Source organism: Paenarthrobacter sp. 10L420 (genome assembly GCF_056395385.1).
Genome location: NZ_JBFTJK010000028.1, coordinates 13,691 through 32,251, shown reverse-complemented (window position 1 = coordinate 32,251; position 18,561 = coordinate 13,691). Strand labels below are relative to the sequence as shown.

Genomic DNA, 18,561 nt, shown 5'->3' with positions numbered 1-18,561 from the left:
ACATCTATCAATGGAGAAACAATGTCTGACATCACCCAAGTCCAAGCAGATGCCGTACTTGTCGCAGCCCGCGACGCCGCCCGTGAAACCGGAACCGACATGAACATCGCCGTGGTGGATGCCGGTGGCAACCTCAAGGCCTTCACCCGCATGGACGGGGCGTGGCTGGGCAGCATCGACATTTCCATCAAGAAAGCACGCACCGCCCGTTTCTTCGACATGCCAACGGGGGCAATCGGCGAGCTTTCGCAGCCTGGAGGACCGCTCTACAACATCGAAGTGTCCAACGGAGGACTCATCACCTTCCCCGGAGGCATCCCCCTGCGCGGGGAGGACGGCACTGTGATCGGTGCGATCGGCGTCAGCGGCAGCACCGTGGAGAACGACCACACGGTCGCATCCGCAGGAGCAGCAGTCCAGCTCCAGGGCGCGGCTGGGCTTTAGCCAAAACATTAGTCAAAAACACTAGGCAAGACTGTCCAATTGCCCGTGAATGGTGCTTCGGTGGCCTGAAACCTGGGGAGGTATTTCCTCATCGAAGCACCGCTCTCGGGCAATTGGACAGATCCAATTTCCGTACCACAACCCGCCCCAGGAGGAGTGTCCATGTCTGGAAACCGAGCAGTCGCCTACAAGGAACCCGGCGTAGTCGAAATCATCAACACTGACTACCCGACGTTCGAACTCAAGGACGGACCGGGCGTCAACCCGGCCAACGTCGGCCGGAAGGTACCGCATGGCGCGATCCTCCGTACTGTAACAACCAACATCTGCGGTTCCGATCAGCACATGGTCCGCGGCCGCACCACAGCCCCGCAGGACCTGGTCCTCGGCCACGAAATCACCGGCGAAGTGGTGGAGGTGGGTCCCGACGTCGAGTTCATCAAGGTGGGCGACATCGTCTCGGTGCCGTTCAACATCTCCTGTGGCCGGTGCCGGAACTGCAAAGAGCAAAAGACCGGTATCTGCCTCAACGTCAACCCTGACCGCCCCGGCAGCGCCTACGGCTATGTGGACATGGGCGGCTGGGTGGGTGGACAGGCCGAGTACGTGCTGGTTCCCTACGCCGACTGGAACCTGCTGCGCTTCCCGGACCGCGATCAGGCCCTGGAAAAGATCATGGACCTGACCATGCTCTCGGACATCTTCCCCACCGGCTTCCACGGCGCCGTTACGGCCGGGGTTGGCGTAGGGTCCACGGTGTACGTCGCCGGTGCCGGCCCTGTGGGTCTCGCTGCCGCCGTCGGCGCCCAGTTGCTTGGCGCCGCCGTCGTGATTGTGGGCGACATGAACGAGGACCGACTGGCACAGGCGCGCTCGTTCGGCTGCGAAACCGTCAATGTCTCCAACGGAGACCCGAAGGAGCAGATCCTGCAGATCCTCGGGGTGCCGGAGGTGGATTGCGGCGTGGACGCCGTTGGCTTCGAAGCCCGCGGCCACGGACGGGACGCCTCGCACGAGGCTCCGGCCACCGTGCTGAACTCCCTCATGGACATCACCGCAGCGGGTGGGTCCCTGGGCATCCCGGGCCTCTACGTCACCGGCGATCCGGGCGGAATCGATGAAGCAGCCAAGCACGGCTCCCTGTCGCTCTCGCTGGGCACCGGCTGGGCAAAGTCCTTGTCCTTCACCACGGGCCAATGCCCGGTGATGAAGTACAACCGCCAATTGATGATGGCCATCCTCCACGACAAGGTCCAGATCGCCAAGGCAGTCAATGCCCAAGCCATCCCGCTTGAGGACGCTCCCCGCGGCTACGCCGAGTTCGACGCCGGAGCGGCAACAAAGTTCGTACTGAACCCGAACGGCTACGTGAAGGCTTAGTACGCAAAAACACCAGGAAGGGGGCATCCATGCTCGCACAGGAAATCATCTGCGGCACGTCGCCAACGTCCCATGTGCCGTGCGAGCGGATGCCTGCCCCGACGTGGTCTGAAGCCCGGCAGATGGCCTTCGATTGCGCTGTTCCGCTTGCGTCGGCGTCGGTGCGACTGGCGGACGCGATCGGATACATGCTGACCACTGAAGTGACGGCGCAGCAGGACCTTCCGCACTATGCGTCCTCTGCCATGGATGGCTGGGCTATTCATGGCAGAGGACCGTGGAAGATCACGGCGGCGGGGCTGCCGCTCTCACCGGGGCAAGCCAGCGTCATTGCCACCGGAGGCCTGGTCCCTGAGGGTGCCGTAGCGGTACTTCGGAAAGAGAGCGGACACGTCCTCGACGCCGGATACGGGCTGCAGCTCTCACTGAAACCAGATGCGAAACCCGGCGAGACCCTCCCCGGCCGTCACATACGGCCAGCCGGCGAAGAAGCCCGAGCCGGCGACGTCCTCGTACCCGCCGGCACACTCCTTAATCCTGCACACATTGCCCTTGCTGCCGTAGCAGGCCACGACGAACTGCAGGTACAACGCAAGCCGCGGGTCGCCGTCGTACTTACTGGCTCCGAGGTGGTGACCTCGGGTGTGCCAGCAGCGGGGCAGGTGCGCGATACCTTCGGACCGCAACTGGGCTCCGTGATTTCGCAGCTGGGCGGAATTCGAGGCAGCCAGCAACGGATCGGCGACTCGTACGATGAGTGGCTGTCCGCACTGGACGGCCCGCCCGGAGGTGAACGCGCCGATGTCACGATCACCACCGGCGGGACCGGCAAATCCGGAACCGACCACTTCCGCGCCGCAGTGGCCGCGCTCGATGGGCGCCTGCTGCTGGACGGCGTCGCCATGCGCCCCGGTCATCCTGCTGTATTGGCTGACCTTCCGGACGGCCGCTTCATCATCGGCCTCCCAGGCAACCCCCTGGCCGCCATGATGGCCCTCATGACCATCGGCGAACCACTGCTGGCTGCCCTCCAAAACCGGCCGTTCCAGACAGCTGGCCACCTCACGTCCGGGGCGGACGTCGATCCGGGCCCCGGCCGGACACAACTCATTCCCTGCACCCTTGTCCACGGCCTCGCCTTTCCTGCTTCACACACAGGCCCCGGCATGATGCGTGGCCTGGCTTGGGCCGACGGCTTCATGGCCGTTCCCCCTGACGGCGTGGAAGCAGGCAAACCCGTCCCGGTCATGCCGCTGCCCTGGACAAGCGCCTGGACAAGTGTCTGGTCAAGCGCCTGGTCACAGGCGCAAGCAACCATCGATTTCCCACACCAGCCAGGAAGGTACGCACCATGGCACGGATGACACAGCGCCGGAAGATCCACCGCTTCCATCTCGACGGGACAGGTACGGAATATCCGGTGCGGTTCAAGGAAGACGTCCTGGCCGCCGAGGAGCCCCTGGAAATCAGGATCGGGGGCCGCTCCTTCGCCGTGACCATGCGGACTCCGGGAGACGACTTTGACCTGGTGGCCGGGTTCCTGGTGTCCGAAGGCATAATCCGCAGCCAGTCCGAGCTGATCTCCCTACGTTTTTGTGCCGGCGAGAAGGACGGGACGCAGACGTTCAATGTCGTGGAGGCCCAGCTTCGCTCCGATGTACAAATGCCGGACACCATGCGCCACGTGTACACCTCCAGCTCATGCGGCATCTGTGGGACGGACTCCATCGAGGCCGTCCGCAAGACCCTCCACTTCGACCCCGCCCAGGACGGGCTGCGGGTTCCCGTTGACATCCTGGCCGAACTGCCCGAACGCCTCCGGGAAGCCCAGGCAGTGTTCGACAGGACCGGTGGCGTCCACGCGGCCGGGCTCTTCAGGGTGGACGGCGCAACGCCGGAACTCCTCTGTTTGCGGGAGGACGTGGGCCGCCACAACGCCGTGGACAAAGTGGTGGGCTGGGCTTTGCGCCAGGATCTGCTGCCACTGACGGGATTGGTCCTGCAGGTTTCAGGGCGGGCATCGTTCGAGCTTGTCCAGAAGGCGGCCCTCGCCGGCATACCTGTCCTTTCCGCAGTGAGCGCGCCGTCCAGCCTTGCCGCCGACCTCGCCACTGAGACCGGCGTGACACTGGTTGGCTTCAGCCGCGGACACAGCCTCAACGTCTACGCCGGACGTGACAGACTGGTCCGCCCCCGCAAGGTGGCCAGGGAGGAGGCTTTGGTCGGGATCTGACCGCCCCTTCTGCCGGTTTATGTGCAGGGCCCGTGTCCGTGTCGGACTAGGATGAGGAAAGACGAGGAGCAGGCCGGGCAGGGCTTTACGGCCCGGACCACCTGCTTGGGACAACGACACGAGGCATCATGGCCCCAACTAACAATCCGGACATCGAGAAGGACGCAGACGCCCAGGGCGGAGGCGTCCAGTCGGTGGACCGCGCGCTCCAAATCCTGGAAATCCTCGCCCGCGAAGGCGACGCCGGTGTCAGTGAAATTGCTGACGAGATGGGCGTCCACAAATCCACGGTGTCCAGGCTTGTGGGCTCGCTGGTTAACCGCGACCTTGTCCGGCAGAACAATGAGAGGGGCAAGTACCAGCTGGGTTTCGGCATTCTCCGGCTGGCAACATCCATCCCCGGCAGGCTGAGCGTGGTGCGCGAGGCAAGGGAAGTACTGGAAGCGCTCGCGGCTGAGTTCAAGGAAACTGTCAACCTTGCTGTGCTTCGATCCAACTATGCCGTCAACGTGGATCAAGCCATGGGCCCCTCAACGCTTGCCACCTACGACTGGGTGGGCAGCCTGACGCCACTGCATGCCACGTCCAGCGGCAAAGTGCTCCTGGCCGCGCTGACAGCTGACGAACGGAACCAAGTCCTTAAGACCGTCGGACTCCCAGCCCGCACACCCCGAACCATCACCAACCGTGGGGAGCTGGAGAAGCAGCTGCTCGACGTCGCGCGGAACGGCTACGCGGTGGTCCATGAAGAGTTCGAAATCGGCCTGACGGCCGTGGCCGTGCCTATCTTCAACCACATGGGCAGCGTCATCGCCGCAGTGAGTATCTCCGGCCCCGCCTTCCGCTTTGCTCCCGAGGAGCAGCCAGGGCTCATAGAGGCCCTCCGCGAGGCTGGCCTAGCCATCAGCGCCAAGATGGGCTACCGACGCCGCTAGGCGCTGCCCGCCCGGCCCGCCGCGTAATGCACGCCTTTAAGTAAAGCTAGCTGGCGTCGCCAGCGTGCCAATTTTTCGCCTTGAATGTCGCTTGTTACGCAACAGTAACCACTATGCGCAACTGCCCGAGGCGCCTCGGGGCGAGTGTCAAGATGCCTGAAGTGGAAAAGAAACACCTTGACATTGACCTGTGACGGGGCGCACTCTGTTGCATAACGCGAGAACTGTTGATCCTTGCGAGACGCAAGAAGGCGACTAAGCCTAGGCGCCACAAATCCCGTTCGCCGACCAAAAGAGGTGCACCATGCACAAGGCCTGCCCCATCAGTGAGCTCGATTCGGGGCAGGCGCTCCGACTTGATACTGCTCCACAAATGATGGTCATGGAGTCGGAAGAAGCCCCCAACCCTCTACCCGCTCCCACCCTCCAGGGCCATGTATAAACCCAAGCCCATGACTCGCCGAGCAAAGGACCCGCTCATGGCTATAAATAGTGATCTAAAGCCTCTAACTCCCGAGGAAGTGCCCGCCACGGATAACCTGGCCGTCACTCCTTCATCACGTAGAACCAACCGCCTGGAAAACTCCGGGGACGTCATCAGCGTCTCCCCGGAGGAAACCAACCCCGCAGTCCTCGACGATGAGGACGGGGGCGCAGAAACGCTGCCGGATACTGAGGAATACGCACAGATCCTTGAAGAACTGCGCCATGCCAGGACCGAGCAGGCAGTTACTGCCCGCCGGAACCAGAAACTTACGCTGGATAAAGTCACCTTCGGAATCACGGGCGCCATCGCCGTCGCCTTCGTGGTCTGGGGCTTCGTCGGCCGGGACAGCCTTTCCGAAACTTCCAAAGGCGCCCTGAACTGGGTCATGGAATACACCGGCTGGCTCTTCATGGTTCTTGCCTCCTTGTTCGTCGTCTTCGTCCTCTGGCTCGCCCTGGGCAAGTTCGGCAACATCCCGCTGGGCAAGGACGGCGAGAAGCCGGAATTCCGTACCGTCTCCTGGGTAGCGATGATGTTCGCCGCCGGCATGGGCATCGGGCTCATGTTCTATGGCGTGGCTGAGCCGCTCTACCACTACATCTCGCCACCACCGGGCACTGTGGACGGCCGCACCCCTGCTGCCATCCAGACGGCCATGGCCACCTCGATCTTCCACTGGACCCTGCACCCATGGGCCATGTACGCAGTAGTGGGCATCGCCATGGCCTACGGCACCTACCGTTTGGGTCGCAGGCAACTGGTCTCTGCAGCGTTCACGTCGCTCTTCGGTATCAGGATGGTGGAAGGCCCGCTCGGGAAATTCATCAACATCCTGGCCATCTTTGCCACCCTGTTCGGCACCGCCGCCTCCCTGGGCCTCGGTGCGCTTCAGATCGGCAGCGGCATGACCTCCAACGGCTGGGTGGGTGAGATCGGCACCCCGGTACTCGTGGTGATCGTAGCCATCCTCACCTTCTGCTTCGTCGCGTCAGCAGTCTCCGGCATCAGCCGCGGCATCCAGTGGCTTTCCAACATCAACATGGTGCTGGCAGTCGTCCTGGCACTCATCGTGTTTGTTGCCGGCCCCACCCTGTTCATCCTCAACCTGATCCCCTCCGCAATCGGCGACTACGCCCGGGACCTGGCAGAGATGTCCTCCCGGACAGAGGCGGTCGGCGACGAAGCACTGCGTAGCTGGATGACCAGTTGGACCATTTTCTACTGGGCCTGGTGGATCTCCTGGACGCCCTTCGTCGGCATGTTCATTGCACGCATCAGCCGCGGCCGAACCATCCGCCAGTTCGTCACCGGCGTTCTGCTGGTGCCAAGCATCGTCAGCGTTATCTGGTTCGGTATCTTCGGTGGGGCTGCCTTCCACGTCCAGCAGGAAGCTGACAAGGCCGGCACACCCGGTTTGGTGACCATGGCCAACGGTGTGCCCTCCGTCAATTTCGACGGCGCACTCTTCGATCTGGTCAAGAATCTCGGCATGCCCGGCTGGGCCACGGCAGCGGTGATCGTGCTGGCCATGGTGCTGGTGGCAATCTTCTTCATCACTGGTGCAGACGCAGCCTCCATCGTCATGGGATCGCTCAGCTCCAACGGAGCAGAACACCCCCGGCGTGGAGTAGTGATCTTCTGGGGAAGCCTTACCGGTGCAGTAGCAGCGGTCATGCTCCTGGCTGGCGGCGACGAACCATCCGAGGCTTTGGCCGGACTTCAAAGAGTCACGATTGTTGCCGCGCTGCCGTTCGTCATCGTCATGCTGCTGCTCTGTTTCGCCCTCACGAAGGACCTGCGCCGTGATCCGCTGTCACTGCATAAGCGCTTGGCGACATCCGTTGTTGAACGCGCGATTCGTACGGGCGTGGAACAACATCGGGGCGTTCAATTTGACTTGGTGACCAGGCACGAGTGTGCGGAGGACTGCCCTGACTCCGACTGTCCCGGCGGAACTCCGACCGGAAGCATCCCCAGGGTTCAGTCTCCCCGGACCGACCCAACCGACAAGTAAGGTATCCCGCCATGACTCAAACCCATGAACAAGAAAGCACTCTCCGTATCTCCACTGATTCCGGAGACACCGTGAGCTTCACCCTGGATGCAACGAAACCCGTAACGGTCAAGCTCCAGGTTGACGGTGGTTGCACTTGTGGAAGCACCGCCACCGTCCAGGGCTCCTACGTAAATAGCGACCTGGGCAAGCGCTGACTATTCATTTCCAACACAAAAAGCAGGCGCCGGATTGATTCCGGCGCCTGCTTTTTTGCGGACTGGTTTTTTGTTTGCGGCCTGGCAGGTTACTTGGGCATCAGCACGGAGTCGATCAGGTAAACCGTTGCGTTGGCCGTGTGGACGCCGCCGCAAATCACGTTGGCGCCATCAACTGTGAGTGCATCTTTGCTGCCGCCAACGGTCACCTCGCCGCCCTGGACTGTCTTGTGCATACCGACGATCTGGTCCGGGCTCAGCTGGCCAGGGACTACGTGGTAAGTGAGGATCTTGCTCAGCAGGGCATCGTCCGTCTTGAGAGTCTCAATGGTGGCGGGGTCGATCTTGGCGAACGCATCATCAACAGGTGCAAACACCGTGAATTCGCTGCCGTTGAGAGTGGAGACCAGATCCACCTTCGGGTTGAGCTTGCCTGAAACAGCGGCAGTCAAAGTCTTCAGGAGCGGGTTGTTCGAAGCGGCAACGGCAACCGGGTCCTGCGCCATTCCCACTACCGAGCCGGCACCATCCGGAACCTGGGCGGCGTAACCGGCACAGCCGGGGCCAACAAGATCACGGGCGGGATCCATGGCGGCGCTGGTCATGGCAGAAGCCGACGGCGACGGTGCCGCGGACGTCATCTCCGGCGCAGGGGACGACGCCGACGACGGAGGCGTGCTGGAACTGCTTGTACCACCACAAGCCGTGAGTCCGAGAAGGGCGGCTGCAGTGAGGCCAACGAAGGCGAGGGCGGGGCGCTTTGTGGACAACATGTCATTCTCCTTGTTCGTGGAACCAGGGCATTGGGTCCATTGGGTGTGGGCACTTACTCCCCGACGCTGCATTTGCGTCGCCGGCGGGTTGTGCCTCACCTGCTATTCGGAGGTCGCACCGGCGTGGATGGGTGCGGATTGAAAAAGTTTTAGACCAAGCCATCGCGGCTTCGGCTCCGAACTGCCTACAGATATCCGGAGCCGGCACCCTTCACGGCCGGTCCGGCGACGTTGGGAGACGCAATGCTGCAATTAGCACTTATCGGCCTGCTGGGTGGGCTGATTACAGGAATCTCGCCCTGCATCCTGCCCGTCCTGCCGGTCATCTTTCTTTCCGGAGGTGTACAGGGTGCGCGCAAAGGCACTGTAACTAGCTGGCGCCCGTACTTAGTGATCCTGGGCCTGGTGATCAGCTTCAGCACCTTCACGCTGGTTGGCTCGTTCCTGCTGACGTTGGTGAACCTGCCGCAGGACCTGCTTCGATGGATCGGGCTGGTGGTGCTGGTGCTCATTGGTTGCGGCCTCATTTTCGATCGTTTCCAGCACATCCTGGAGAAGCCGTTCTCCTGGATCCCGCAACGTAAAGTGGGCACCGAAAACGGCGGGCTGGTGCTGGGACTGGCGCTCGGCGTCGTCTATGTCCCCTGTGCAGGACCAGTGCTTGCTGCCATTGCCGTAGCCGGCGCCACAGGCCAGGTGGGCCCCGAAACCATAGTCCTCACGTTGACGTTTGCCCTCGGCGCAGCCGTTCCGCTGCTGGTGTTCGCGCTGGCTGGCCGCCGCGTCGCAGAGCGCGTCAAGGCCTTCAGGAAGAACCAGCGCAAGATCCGCATCGCCGGTGGCGTCATGATGATCGCCCTCGCAATCGGCCTGGTGTTCAACCTCCCGCAGCTGCTGCAGAAACTCGTGCCCGACTACACCTCCACACTCCAGGAGCAGGTCCAGGACAACGAGGCCGTGAAGAAGGCCCTGGATCTTGGTGGACTGGTAAATGACCAAAACCGCGAGCTGGACAAGTGCAGCAACGGCTCCACCGATCTGGAATCGTGCGGGACGGCGCCGGATATCAAGGGCATCCAGGAGTGGTTCAACACCCCCGGCGGTCAGGCCGTGAACTTGAAGGACCTCAAAGGCAAGGTGGTCCTGGTGGATTTCTGGGCCTATTCCTGCATCAACTGCCAGCGCTCCGTTCCGCATCTCACCGATTGGTACAGCAAGTACAAGGACTCCGGCCTGGAAATCATCGGTGTCCACTCCCCCGAGTACGCGTTCGAGAAAGAGACCCGCAACGTCATGTCTGGCGCGCAGGACCTGGGCATCACCTACCCCGTTGCCATCGACAACACGCTCTCCACATGGACCAACTACCGCAACCGCTACTGGCCGGCCCACTACCTGATCGATTCCGAGGGAACAGTCCGTCACATCAAGTTCGGCGAGGGCGGCTACCAGACCACGGAGAAGCTGATCCGCGAACTCCTGCAACAAGCCAACCCTTCAGCGCCGCTGCCAGCGCCCATTGAAGCGTCCGACGACGGCCCGGTAGCAGGTGCCACCACTCCGGAGACGTATTTGGGCACCACCAAGAAGGTCAACTATGCGGGCACGGAAACCTATAAAGCCGGGGTGGGACTGTATTCAATGCCGCCGAATCAGCCCGGTGACAGCTTTTCGCTGAAGGGTTCGTGGGATCTCGGAACGCAATCCATCACCCCTGCCAGCGCCGGTTCTTCCATTGCCCTGAATTACCACGCCAAGCAGGTGTACATCGTGGTCAGCGGGGAGGGCATGATCGACGTTGTCCGCGACGGCAAGACCACGTCCGTTGCAGTCTCCGGGACGCCGACGCTCTATCAGATCGTGGACGACTCCGCGATCCGCGAGGGCAAGCTCGAGGTCAAGATCCCACAGGGCATCCAGGCGTACTCCTTCACGTTCGGATAGGGTGCGCTGCTGGAAGCTGGGTTGGCCGGGCCCACTCTTGTTCGCTCTCCTCACCCTTGTACGGCGGGGGAAACGAACAAGAGCAAGCTCGTGGCGTGGAGAGCCTATTTGTTGGCGAAGTACACGGCAAGGAAGATGGCACCACTGACGAAAGCCAGGATTCCCAAAACCTTCCCGGCCGTAGCCTTTACTCCGTATCCTTCGGCCTTGCGGGCGGTGAGGAATGCCATGGCTCCAAAGCCCACGCCGAAAATGAACAGGCCGATGATGCCAAAAATGATCGAGTTCTTGCGGTATTTAGTCCCCAGGATGAGGTCTTCTTCAGGGCCAACTACATACTGACGGGTGGTGGTCATGGTTCTCCAAAAAGTGGGGCGAGCTGGATCAAGCGATCGGTCGAACATTATTTCGCCGTTTGAAGAACTCCAAATGGCTCGGACACAATGGCGAAGGCTTAGACATACGGCTTCGTGATCAGCTCCAGCGCGTGGCCCGACGGGTCCTTGAAGTAGACGCCTCGGCCACCGTGCTCGGTGTTGGTCTCGCCTGGACGGGTCATCTGCGGATCCGCCCAATGCTCGACGCCGGCACTCACCAGCCGCTGATAGGCCCGGTCAAAATGCTGATCGTCAACCAGGAAGGCGTAGTGCTGCATCTGGATCTCAACCGGGGGCTCGGCGAACTGGAGCATTACGCCGCCAGCCAAAGTCAGGTTGGTGAAGGGCCCCCAGCTGGGTGCTTCGTCCGCTTCGAGGATGGACCGGTAGAACTCGGCGGAAGCGACGCGATCGGTGGACGCGATGATGGTGTGGTTAAAAAGGGCGGGCATGCATGACTCCTAGTTGTGTGGATTTCGTTCGATGGGTTTCAGGGTCATCAATCCACGGGGAGGAGCGCGCGCAGCGCTGGCACATGTCACGGCGCCAGCACCCGTCAGAACTCGGCCGGGTAGCCAATCCGTGCAGGGCAGGTGCCCGATCCGGTCATCACGTCCGCCAGTCTAGCGAAGAGTTGGGCGGCGGTGACAGGATGGGCGGCATGGGAATCGAGGTTCGCCCGGCAACGGTGTTCGAGGACGTGAACACCATCGTCGGCCCCAAACGTTCGGACGCCAATGTGTGCTGGTGCCTGAGTTACCGGATTCCCTCGAAGCAGAACCTCGAGCTCCAGCGGGAGGAGCGCGGGAGGTTCGTGGAAAAGCTGGTTTCGGAGGATCCGCCACCAGGCGTTCTCGCGTACGACGGCGGCGAAGTAGTTGGGTGGGCCGCCGTACACCCCCGGGCTGACACCAGCTTTGCGACGAACCGAAAGATCCCTCACGTGGACAACGCCAATGTGTGGTCTGTCTGGTGCATCAGGGTGCGGCCCGGGCATCGCGGCAAGGGCATTTCGCACAAGTTGCTGCAGGGTGCAATTGACTTCGCAAAGAGCCATGGCGCGCCAACCATTGAGGGCTACCCCGTGGACAACAAGGGCAACAAGGTGGATCTGACCATGGCGTACGTGGGGACCCGCAGGCTGTTCGAGCAGGCCGGCTTCACCAAGGTCGCCGAAACGACGTCCGTCCTCAACGGCTTCCCGAGGGTGCTGATGCGTCTGGACCTGCACAAACCCAACTAGGGGACAGCAAACGGTCCACTGGGCTCTCATTGGAGCATGTGCTGTCCCCTACTTGGGTCAGCCTTGGAGCCTTGCCGTCATGCGATGAGCTTCCTCGAGCAGCAATTTGCCGAGGAATTCCTGTCGATCAGGACGGAACCGTGGTTCGATCCCGGTCAAGGAAAGGGCCCATGCCGGACGCCCCTGTTGGTCAAAGACGGCCGCGCCCATCCCCCAGCTCCCTTCCAGGATCAGCCCCGGGTTCACCGAGTAGCCTGCCAGCCGCGTGCGCTCAAGGTTGTCCCGCACCACGTCAACGGAATGCCCCATGGCAAAGTCGCCAGCGTGCGCAGGCCAGTTCTCAAGCAGGGTTTCCTGCTCGTCGGCGGGCAGGAAGGCCATGATCGCTGTTCCTGCCGAGGCAACTCCCAAAGGAAAACGTACGCCTTCATGCAGCACGAAGGACCTCACCGGGAACGAGCCTTCCTCACGCAATACGCAGACGGTTTCGTTGCCACGTCGGATGGAGAAGAACGCGCTCTCGCCAGTTTCGGCGGCGAGGCGGCGCAGGCTGGGCCGGGCAATGTCCTCCATGGGGAAGCGTGCCGCCGCTACCGATCCCAGGAGGAAGATTTCCGGGCCAAGAACCCACTTCCCGGCGGCTGAATCGTGCTCCAGCAATCCCTCCGCAGCCAGCGACGTCAGCAACCTGTGCACTGTTGGCCGTGTCAGCCCTGATTCACGAACCAACCCGGCCAACGACGTCCCCTCGGGTTTGCGTCCCACCAGCCTCAGCAGCAGGGCAACACGGCCCACAACCTGGGCACCCTGAACCGGGTTGTGGGTGGATTTCTGTTCGGCCACAAAGCCTCCTTGAAGATTTCGTCCACAATATGGACGCGATTGAGCCTACAGTCCACAGCGTGATTAGCCAAGCACTGAAGCCGTTGACCACAGCGAGGATCCCTCCTAGGCTCCTTTACAGATAACCAGTCCACAACGTGGATACTTCCACAACAAAGACTCAAAGAGGAGTTCCAATGTCGAAGATGCACGCCAGCGCAGCCCAAGCGCTCCAGGACCTGATGGCAGACGGCCTGACCATCGCCGTCGGGGGCTTTGGCCTCAGTGGCATCCCGGCCGACCTCATCGACGCCGTCCGGGAGTCCGGCGCCAAGGATCTCACCATCGTCTCCAACAACATGGGCGTGGACGGCAAGGGGCTCGGTGTGCTGATCGAGGCAGGCCAGGTCAGGAAGGTCATCGCGTCCTACGTCGGCGAGAACAAGCTGTTTGCCGAGCAGTATCTGGCCGGCAAGCTCGACGTCGAATTCACTCCGCAAGGTACCCTCGCCGAGCGCCTCCGCGCTGGCGGTGCCGGCATCCCTGCTTTCTACACGCGGACTGGCGTGGGCACCCTGGTTGCCGAAGGCAAGCCGCTGGAAGAGTTCGACGGCGTGACGTACGTCCGCGAGCGCGCCATCACCGCCGACGTCGCGCTTGTACACGCCCACACCGCCGACACGGATGGAAACCTGATCTACCGCTACACGGCGAGGAACTTCAACCCGGTGGTGGCAACAGCCGGCGCCGTCACCATCGCTGAGGCGGAGATCATTGCGCAACCGGGCGAGCTCGACCCCAATCACATTGTCACGCCCGGCGTCTTCGTCCAGAGGCTGGTGCAGGCCAGCGCGCGGGTTAAGGACATCGAACAGCGCACAGTCCGCCCGCGGCGCGAAGCGTTCACGGTCTAGAGAAGCGCTCACGGTCTTAGAGAATAAGGAGCACACATCATGGCTTGGACACGAGACCAGATGGCCGCCATCGCGGCTGAAGAATTGAACGACGGCTACTACGTCAACCTCGGCATCGGCATCCCCACGCTGGTGGCCAACAACCTGCCCGACGGCGTGCGGGTGGTTCTTCAAAGCGAGAATGGCCTGCTCGGCATGGGCCCGTTCCCTTTTGAGGGCGAGGAGGACGCGGACCTGATCAATGCGGGTAAGCAGACCGTCACCATCACAGCGGGTGGAAGCATTTTCGATTCCGCCACGTCCTTCGGCATGATCCGGGGCGGCCATGTGAAGGTGGCCATCCTGGGTGCCATGCAGGTGTCCGGCAGCGGCGACCTCGCCAATTGGACCATCCCGGGAAAGATGGTCAAGGGCATGGGCGGCGCCATGGATTTGGTGGCCGGGACACCGCGGGTGGTGGTCCTCACCGAGCACAACGCCAAGGACGGTTCGGCCAAAATCGTCAAGGAATGCACGCTGCCGCTCACCGGGCTGAAGTGTGTTGACCGGATCATTACAGACCTCGCGGTCTTCGACATCGAGGCGGACGCTGAAACGCTCGTGCCGGGCGCGGAAAAGCACGACGGCGGCACGAGCCTCCTGCTCACCCGCCTCGCCCCAGGTGTCACGGTGGAAGAGATCCACAGCAAGACAGGGGCGGAGTTCACGGTAGCGCTCACGTCTGAAGAACACACACTTGAAGGAGCAAGCGCATGAGCTTGAAAGACCAGTTCGGCAAGGACATCCTGCTCGCAGGGTGGGGACACAGCAAGTTCGGCAAGCTCACGGACCACACCCTCGAATCATTGATTGTCCAGGTAGCCGGTGAAGCGATCCGCAATTCCGGCCTTGAGCCCAAGGACATCGACGAGGTCTATCTCGGCCAGTTCAACTCAGGCATGCAGCCGCTGGGATTCACGTCGTCGCTGGCACTGCAACTCTCGGCAGACCTCGCCAACGTCCCGGCAACGCGCACGGAGAACGCTTGCGCTTCCGGTTCCGCCGCGTTCCAGCAAGGCGTGAAGGCTGTGCTCGCCGGAACTGCCCGCAATGTTTTGGTGATCGGCGCGGAAAAGATGACCGACGCCGGAGCGGACGTAGTGGGGGCAGCCTTGCTTGGTGCGTCGTACGAAATGGCGGGTAAGGCGTCCACCACAGGGTTCACAGGGTTGTTCGCGGAGGTGGCGAAGCACTACGGGAAGCGCTACGGCACGGGCATAGACGCGGCCACCTACCCCGGCGGCCTGGGCGATGTCCTCGGTTCCATTGCAGCCAAGAACCACCACAACGGCATGGATAATCCCTACGCCCAGATGCACCGGGATTTTGGCGAGGAATTCTGCCGCACCATCTCGGACAAAAACCCCATGGTCGCGGACCCCTTGCGCCGTACGGACTGTTCGCCGGTCTCGGACGGTGCGGCCGCCGTCGTGATTTCAACATCGGCTACCGGCGGCGCAACCGCACCTGTGCGCTTGGCGGGCTTCGGTCACGCGAACGATTTCTTCCCCTCGGAAAAGCGAGATCCCACGGAGTTCGCCGCTACCCGTGTCTCTTGGGAGCGGGCGCTGGGCATGGCGGGCGTGGGCATCGATGGACTGGACTTCGCCGAAGTCCACGACTGCTTCACCATCGCCGAGCTCATCATGTACGAGGCCATGGGCCTGACTCCCCGCGGCGAGGGTTCGCGCGCTGTCCAAGAAGGCTGGGTGTATAAGGACGGCAAACTTCCCGTCAACGTGTCCGGCGGTCTTAAGGCCAAGGGTCATCCCGTGGGGGCCACCGGAGTGTCGCAGCATGTCATTGCGGCCATGCAGCTCACCGGCACCGCCGGCGACATGCAGCTTCCCAATGCCCGGCGAGGCGCCGTCCAGAACATGGGCGGCGTGGGCATCGCCAACTACGTCAGCGTGCTGGAGGCTCTGTAACCCGCCCAAGTAAGTCGCAGCACTGCGCGTTTTGAGGGCTGAAAACGCGCACAGCTGCTACTTACTTGGGCTACTTTGCAGCCGTGGCCAGGGCTTCGGCACCAGCAGTCGCGCACGCCTCGTCCAAGGCGCCGTCGGGAGCACCGCCGACGCCGATGCCAGCCACGGATACGCCGTTGACCTTCAGCGGAACACCACCAGCCAGGAAAAGCGTGCCGGGAAGGTCCGCGATGGACGGGCCGGTGCCGTTGATGCGCTTGGCCAGTTCACTGGTGGGGGCACCGAAGGCAGCCGCGGTGTATGCCTTCTGCTTGGCGGCCTCGATGGTGTGCTCGGCGGCGTTGTCACCGCGGAGAAGGGCCTGGACAGTGCCGAAGCGATCCACGAGGGCCACAGTCACGAACGGAAGCTTGTCTGCCTGGCACTTGGCAAGCGCGGCATTCACGGCCTTGCTGGAAGCACCCACGGTGATTCGATTCTGGGAAACCACATTCTCAGGTGCCGGCTGGACCTCGGCACTGACTGGCGCAGCGGGTACGTTAACAGGCGCGGCACCGGGGGCTACGGCATTGGCTACGGCGGTAACCCCACCTGTGAGCAACAGTGCTCCGGCAGCAGCGGCGGCAATCATCTTGTTGGACTTCTTCATGGACTTCTCCTCGTGGCAAGCATTGGCAATTTCGGGTACATATCTATGCTTCCGGGAGCACCCCCCGGGCACATCGGCCATGCGCCGGTTCCAAGCTCAGCCTTTCCGCCAGCCGTATCAGCCAAAAGGTGGAGAGACCAGCAATCACGCGGGATCTAGCATGGAAAGAGCGCTTACCACCGACCGATACGGAAACGGGAACCACCCCATGCCAGCAGCCCCTCAACGGCAGGATCCAAGCAGCCGCCCCGGTCCAGGCGGCCGGATCGATACCCGCATTGACGCCGTGGTGCATCTGGGTTTCGCCGTGCTGATGGTCGCCTCTGCTGTCCGGTATGTCATGCGCCACTCCCCCGCGGACAACCTGTGGACTGTGGCCTTGGCTGTCAGCGTGTGTGCCCTGTACGTCCTGACAGCGTTGCTGGCCCAACACCGCCAGCTCACCCAACACGGCAAATCCATGCAGAGCCAACAAACCCAAAACCGCAAGCTGTGGATGTTTGCCTTGGTGGCCGCGTGGGCTGCCCTGGTGATCGCGGCGCCCAGCTTCGCATGGTGTTCCTTCGCGATTTTCTTCCTCAGCCGCACCGCGTTCCGTGGGTGGGCGGCGTATCTGGCGGGCGGCGCGACCGCGACGGCAACCGCCGTCGGGCTTTTCCGCATGAGTGGCTGGACGGACGTCGCCATGCTGCTCGGACCGCTCGCTGCGGGGGCCCTGCTCACGTTGATTTACGACAAGATTGAGCGCGACGGCGCCCTCCAGCGAAAGCTCTTCGAAGATGTAAGCCAAGCGCAGGAACAGCTGGCCGCGAGTGAACGGGAAGCGGGAATCGCGGCGGAACGCGAGCGTGTTTCCCGTGAAATCCACGACACCGTCACCCAGGGCCTCGCGAGCAGCTTGCTCCTCCTCGAGGCAGCCCAACGTTCCTGGCCTGATCCCGCGGCGCACCACGAAGTCAACAGAGCAACCAGCCTCCTCCGCGGGAACCTTGCCGACACCCGGAGCCTCGTGCACGAGCTCTCGGTGCCTGGCCTCGAAACTGCGCCCCTTCTCGAAGCCTTGGAGCGGGCGGCCCAGCAGTACCTGGACCACGTCCTTGTGCAGGTCACTGGCGAGACCCGTCCCATCCCGCCCGAGGTTCGGCATGCCCTGCTCCGCGTCACCCAGAGCGCCGCGGCCAACATCAAACTTCATGCCCATGCGGACAACGCCAGCGTGACTCTTGGGTACCTTCCGGACGCGATCACCCTTGACGTGTTCGACGACGGCCGCGGCTTTGATCCCGGAGCGGTACCTCCGCCGTCGGAAGCGGGAGGATACGGTCTGCGCGCCATGCGGCAACGCATTGAGCAGCTGGGCGGAGAATTGTCCGTGGAGAGCTCTCCAGGCGAGGGCACCATCATCGCAGCCCAGATCCCGCTGCCGGCTCTACCTGAAGGTACGCCTGAAGACAGGTCGCCTGAAGGTACATCGCCCGCAGACATATCGAAGGAGTCCCTGTGACCACCATTTCCGTGCTGCTCGTGGACGACCACACGGTAGTCCGGAGCGGGCTCAAGGCGCTGTTGGGCACCCAGGCCGATATCGTCGTCGTCGGCGAAGCATCGTCGGGTGAGGAAGCGTTGGTGGCGGCACAGCAGCATTCACCGGCAGTGATTCTCATGGACCTGGCCATGGGTGCGGGAATCGATGGGATCGAGGCCATCAAGCAGTTGCGGCAGCGCAATCCCCGGCAGGCGGTGATCGTGTTCACCACCTACGATTCCGACGCCGACATCGTCCGTGCCGTGGATGCCGGCGCCATGGGGTACCTGCTCAAGGACGCTGCACCGGAGGAGATTTTTGCCGCCGTAAGAGGTGCCGTGCAGGGCAAAAGCGTGATGAGCGCGCCCGTGGCTTCCCGGCTTTTCCAACAGCTACGGAACCCGGACGAAGTCCTTACACCCCGGGAGGCGGAGCTCCTGAGCCTCCTGACCGAAGGCCTCAGCAACCGCGACCTGGGCAAACGCCTCTTCATTTCCGAAGCAACCGTCAAAACCCATCTGGCCCACATCTATGCCAAGCTCGGCGTGGAGACGCGGGCGGCCGCTATCGCAACCGCCATTCGTCGCGAGGGCATGCGGTAGGCCAGCCGCATGCGGTAGGCGGACCGCGCCGCGATTCAGGGCTCGTTCCTATATA

General features: G+C 62.6%; 19 protein-coding genes. 14 read left to right on the top strand and 5 right to left on the bottom strand.

What is annotated here, in order from left to right; genetic code table 11:
- Positions 1-21: 21 nt before the first annotated feature.
- From AC1DD5_RS23715 to AC1DD5_RS23685, 7 genes are all read left to right on the top strand, one after another.
- Complete coding sequence (locus AC1DD5_RS23715) at positions 22-444, top strand: GlcG/HbpS family heme-binding protein (RefSeq protein WP_431117784.1); 423 nt, start codon at positions 22-24, stop codon at positions 442-444.
- 162 nt (positions 445-606) lie between these two features.
- Positions 607-1,824 carry a formaldehyde dehydrogenase, glutathione-independent gene (gene fdhA, locus AC1DD5_RS23710; protein ID WP_431117782.1) on the top strand — a complete coding sequence of 406 codons (1,218 nt, stop codon included), beginning with the start codon at positions 607-609 and terminating at the stop codon, positions 1,822-1,824.
- A 29-nt stretch (positions 1,825-1,853) separates the two neighbouring features.
- Positions 1,854-3,188, top strand: a complete 1,335-nt coding sequence (locus AC1DD5_RS23705; protein ID WP_477522918.1) for a molybdopterin molybdotransferase MoeA — start codon at positions 1,854-1,856, stop codon at positions 3,186-3,188.
- Entirely contained in the window at positions 3,176-4,057 is an 882-nt protein-coding gene (gene fdhD / locus AC1DD5_RS23700) for a formate dehydrogenase accessory sulfurtransferase FdhD (RefSeq protein WP_442002766.1), read from the top strand. Before AC1DD5_RS23705 ends, fdhD begins: the two co-directional genes overlap by 13 nt.
- A 128-nt stretch (positions 4,058-4,185) precedes the next feature.
- Positions 4,186-4,992, top strand: coding sequence for an IclR family transcriptional regulator (locus tag AC1DD5_RS23695; RefSeq protein ID WP_477522917.1), 807 nt, complete (start codon positions 4,186-4,188; stop codon positions 4,990-4,992).
- 479 nt (positions 4,993-5,471) lie between these two features.
- On the top strand, positions 5,472-7,493 hold the full coding sequence (locus AC1DD5_RS23690) for a BCCT family transporter (protein WP_477522916.1): 2,022 nt from the start codon (positions 5,472-5,474) through the stop codon (positions 7,491-7,493).
- Positions 7,494-7,504: 11 nt separating this feature from the next.
- Positions 7,505-7,690, top strand: coding sequence for a hypothetical protein (locus tag AC1DD5_RS23685; protein ID WP_477522915.1), 186 nt, complete (start codon positions 7,505-7,507; stop codon positions 7,688-7,690).
- An 89-nt stretch (positions 7,691-7,779) separates the two neighbouring features.
- On the opposite strand, the gene AC1DD5_RS23680 is transcribed toward AC1DD5_RS23685, so the two are convergent.
- Positions 7,780-8,463 carry a fasciclin domain-containing protein gene (locus AC1DD5_RS23680; protein WP_477522914.1) on the bottom strand — a complete coding sequence of 228 codons (684 nt, stop codon included), beginning with the start codon at positions 8,461-8,463 and terminating at the stop codon, positions 7,780-7,782.
- 243 nt (positions 8,464-8,706) lie between these two features.
- On the opposite strand from AC1DD5_RS23680, the gene AC1DD5_RS23675 reads away from it, so the two are divergent.
- Complete coding sequence (locus AC1DD5_RS23675; RefSeq protein ID WP_477522913.1) at positions 8,707-10,407, top strand: cytochrome c biogenesis protein DipZ; 1,701 nt, start codon at positions 8,707-8,709, stop codon at positions 10,405-10,407.
- A gap of 104 nt (positions 10,408-10,511) precedes the next feature.
- Here AC1DD5_RS23675 and AC1DD5_RS23670 read toward each other — a convergent pair whose 3' ends face one another.
- The gene (locus tag AC1DD5_RS23670; protein WP_442019176.1) at positions 10,512-10,763 is read right to left on the bottom strand and encodes a hypothetical protein; all 252 of its coding nucleotides are present in this window, start codon (positions 10,761-10,763) and stop codon (positions 10,512-10,514) included.
- Between the two features lie 98 nt (positions 10,764-10,861).
- Entirely contained in the window at positions 10,862-11,236 is a 375-nt protein-coding gene (locus AC1DD5_RS23665) for a VOC family protein (protein WP_477522912.1), read from the bottom strand.
- Positions 11,237-11,445: 209 nt separating this feature from the next.
- Between AC1DD5_RS23665 and AC1DD5_RS23660 the strand changes: the two genes are divergently transcribed.
- Positions 11,446-12,027, top strand: a complete 582-nt coding sequence (locus AC1DD5_RS23660) for an N-acetyltransferase family protein (RefSeq protein ID WP_477522911.1) — start codon at positions 11,446-11,448, stop codon at positions 12,025-12,027.
- Between the two features lie 57 nt (positions 12,028-12,084).
- Here the strand turns inward: AC1DD5_RS23660 and AC1DD5_RS23655 are convergent, their stop codons facing one another.
- Positions 12,085-12,870, bottom strand: a complete 786-nt coding sequence (locus AC1DD5_RS23655; RefSeq protein WP_477522910.1) for an IclR family transcriptional regulator — start codon at positions 12,868-12,870, stop codon at positions 12,085-12,087.
- 176 nt (positions 12,871-13,046) lie between these two features.
- Here AC1DD5_RS23655 and AC1DD5_RS23650 point away from each other — a divergent pair, with 176 nt between their 5' ends.
- From AC1DD5_RS23650 to AC1DD5_RS23640, 3 genes are read left to right on the top strand one after another with little or no spacing between them, the layout of a single operon-like run.
- Complete coding sequence (locus tag AC1DD5_RS23650; RefSeq protein WP_477522909.1) at positions 13,047-13,763, top strand: CoA transferase subunit A; 717 nt, start codon at positions 13,047-13,049, stop codon at positions 13,761-13,763.
- 39 nt (positions 13,764-13,802) lie between these two features.
- Entirely contained in the window at positions 13,803-14,519 is a 717-nt protein-coding gene (locus tag AC1DD5_RS23645) for a 3-oxoacid CoA-transferase subunit B (RefSeq protein ID WP_477522908.1), read from the top strand.
- Positions 14,516-15,730, top strand: coding sequence for an acetyl-CoA acetyltransferase (locus AC1DD5_RS23640; protein ID WP_477522907.1), 1,215 nt, complete (start codon positions 14,516-14,518; stop codon positions 15,728-15,730). Before AC1DD5_RS23645 ends, AC1DD5_RS23640 begins: the two co-directional genes overlap by 4 nt.
- 70 nt (positions 15,731-15,800) lie before the next feature.
- On the opposite strand, the gene AC1DD5_RS23635 is transcribed toward AC1DD5_RS23640, so the two are convergent.
- The gene (locus AC1DD5_RS23635) at positions 15,801-16,379 is read right to left on the bottom strand and encodes a GlcG/HbpS family heme-binding protein (protein ID WP_477522906.1); all 579 of its coding nucleotides are present in this window, start codon (positions 16,377-16,379) and stop codon (positions 15,801-15,803) included.
- 208 nt (positions 16,380-16,587) lie between these two features.
- Here AC1DD5_RS23635 and AC1DD5_RS23630 point away from each other — a divergent pair, with 208 nt between their 5' ends.
- Both AC1DD5_RS23630 and AC1DD5_RS23625 read left to right on the top strand, forming a co-directional pair.
- Positions 16,588-17,883 carry a sensor histidine kinase gene (locus tag AC1DD5_RS23630; RefSeq protein WP_477522905.1) on the top strand — a complete coding sequence of 432 codons (1,296 nt, stop codon included), beginning with the start codon at positions 16,588-16,590 and terminating at the stop codon, positions 17,881-17,883.
- Positions 17,880-18,506 (top strand): response regulator, encoded by a 627-nt coding sequence (locus AC1DD5_RS23625; protein ID WP_477522904.1) that lies wholly within the window; start codon positions 17,880-17,882, stop codon positions 18,504-18,506. Before AC1DD5_RS23630 ends, AC1DD5_RS23625 begins: the two co-directional genes overlap by 4 nt.
- The last annotated feature ends 55 nt before the right edge of the window (positions 18,507-18,561 follow it).

What these genes read in the sequence shown, in the direction of transcription:
- AC1DD5_RS23630 (WP_477522905.1), top strand. Translation starts at nt 16,588, where the DNA reads ATGCCAGCAGCCCCTCAACGGCAGGATCCAAGCAGCCGCCCCGGTCCA.
- AC1DD5_RS23680 (WP_477522914.1), bottom strand. Translation starts at nt 8,463, where the DNA reads ATGTTGTCCACAAAGCGCCCCGCCCTCGCCTTCGTTGGCCTCACTGCA.
- fdhD (WP_442002766.1), top strand. Translation starts at nt 3,176, where the DNA reads ATGGCACGGATGACACAGCGCCGGAAGATCCACCGCTTCCATCTCGAC.
- AC1DD5_RS23645 (WP_477522908.1), top strand. Translation starts at nt 13,803, where the DNA reads ATGGCTTGGACACGAGACCAGATGGCCGCCATCGCGGCTGAAGAATTG.
- AC1DD5_RS23660 (WP_477522911.1), top strand. Translation starts at nt 11,446, where the DNA reads ATGGGAATCGAGGTTCGCCCGGCAACGGTGTTCGAGGACGTGAACACC.
- AC1DD5_RS23685 (WP_477522915.1), top strand. Translation starts at nt 7,505, where the DNA reads ATGACTCAAACCCATGAACAAGAAAGCACTCTCCGTATCTCCACTGAT.
- AC1DD5_RS23640 (WP_477522907.1), top strand. Translation starts at nt 14,516, where the DNA reads ATGAGCTTGAAAGACCAGTTCGGCAAGGACATCCTGCTCGCAGGGTGG.
- AC1DD5_RS23650 (WP_477522909.1), top strand. Translation starts at nt 13,047, where the DNA reads ATGTCGAAGATGCACGCCAGCGCAGCCCAAGCGCTCCAGGACCTGATG.
- AC1DD5_RS23665 (WP_477522912.1), bottom strand. Translation starts at nt 11,236, where the DNA reads ATGCCCGCCCTTTTTAACCACACCATCATCGCGTCCACCGATCGCGTC.
- AC1DD5_RS23715 (WP_431117784.1), top strand. Translation starts at nt 22, where the DNA reads ATGTCTGACATCACCCAAGTCCAAGCAGATGCCGTACTTGTCGCAGCC.
- AC1DD5_RS23695 (WP_477522917.1), top strand. Translation starts at nt 4,186, where the DNA reads ATGGCCCCAACTAACAATCCGGACATCGAGAAGGACGCAGACGCCCAG.
- AC1DD5_RS23675 (WP_477522913.1), top strand. Translation starts at nt 8,707, where the DNA reads ATGCTGCAATTAGCACTTATCGGCCTGCTGGGTGGGCTGATTACAGGA.
- AC1DD5_RS23670 (WP_442019176.1), bottom strand. Translation starts at nt 10,763, where the DNA reads ATGACCACCACCCGTCAGTATGTAGTTGGCCCTGAAGAAGACCTCATC.
- AC1DD5_RS23635 (WP_477522906.1), bottom strand. Translation starts at nt 16,379, where the DNA reads ATGAAGAAGTCCAACAAGATGATTGCCGCCGCTGCTGCCGGAGCACTG.
- AC1DD5_RS23690 (WP_477522916.1), top strand. Translation starts at nt 5,472, where the DNA reads ATGGCTATAAATAGTGATCTAAAGCCTCTAACTCCCGAGGAAGTGCCC.
- fdhA (WP_431117782.1), top strand. Translation starts at nt 607, where the DNA reads ATGTCTGGAAACCGAGCAGTCGCCTACAAGGAACCCGGCGTAGTCGAA.
- AC1DD5_RS23705 (WP_477522918.1), top strand. Translation starts at nt 1,854, where the DNA reads ATGCTCGCACAGGAAATCATCTGCGGCACGTCGCCAACGTCCCATGTG.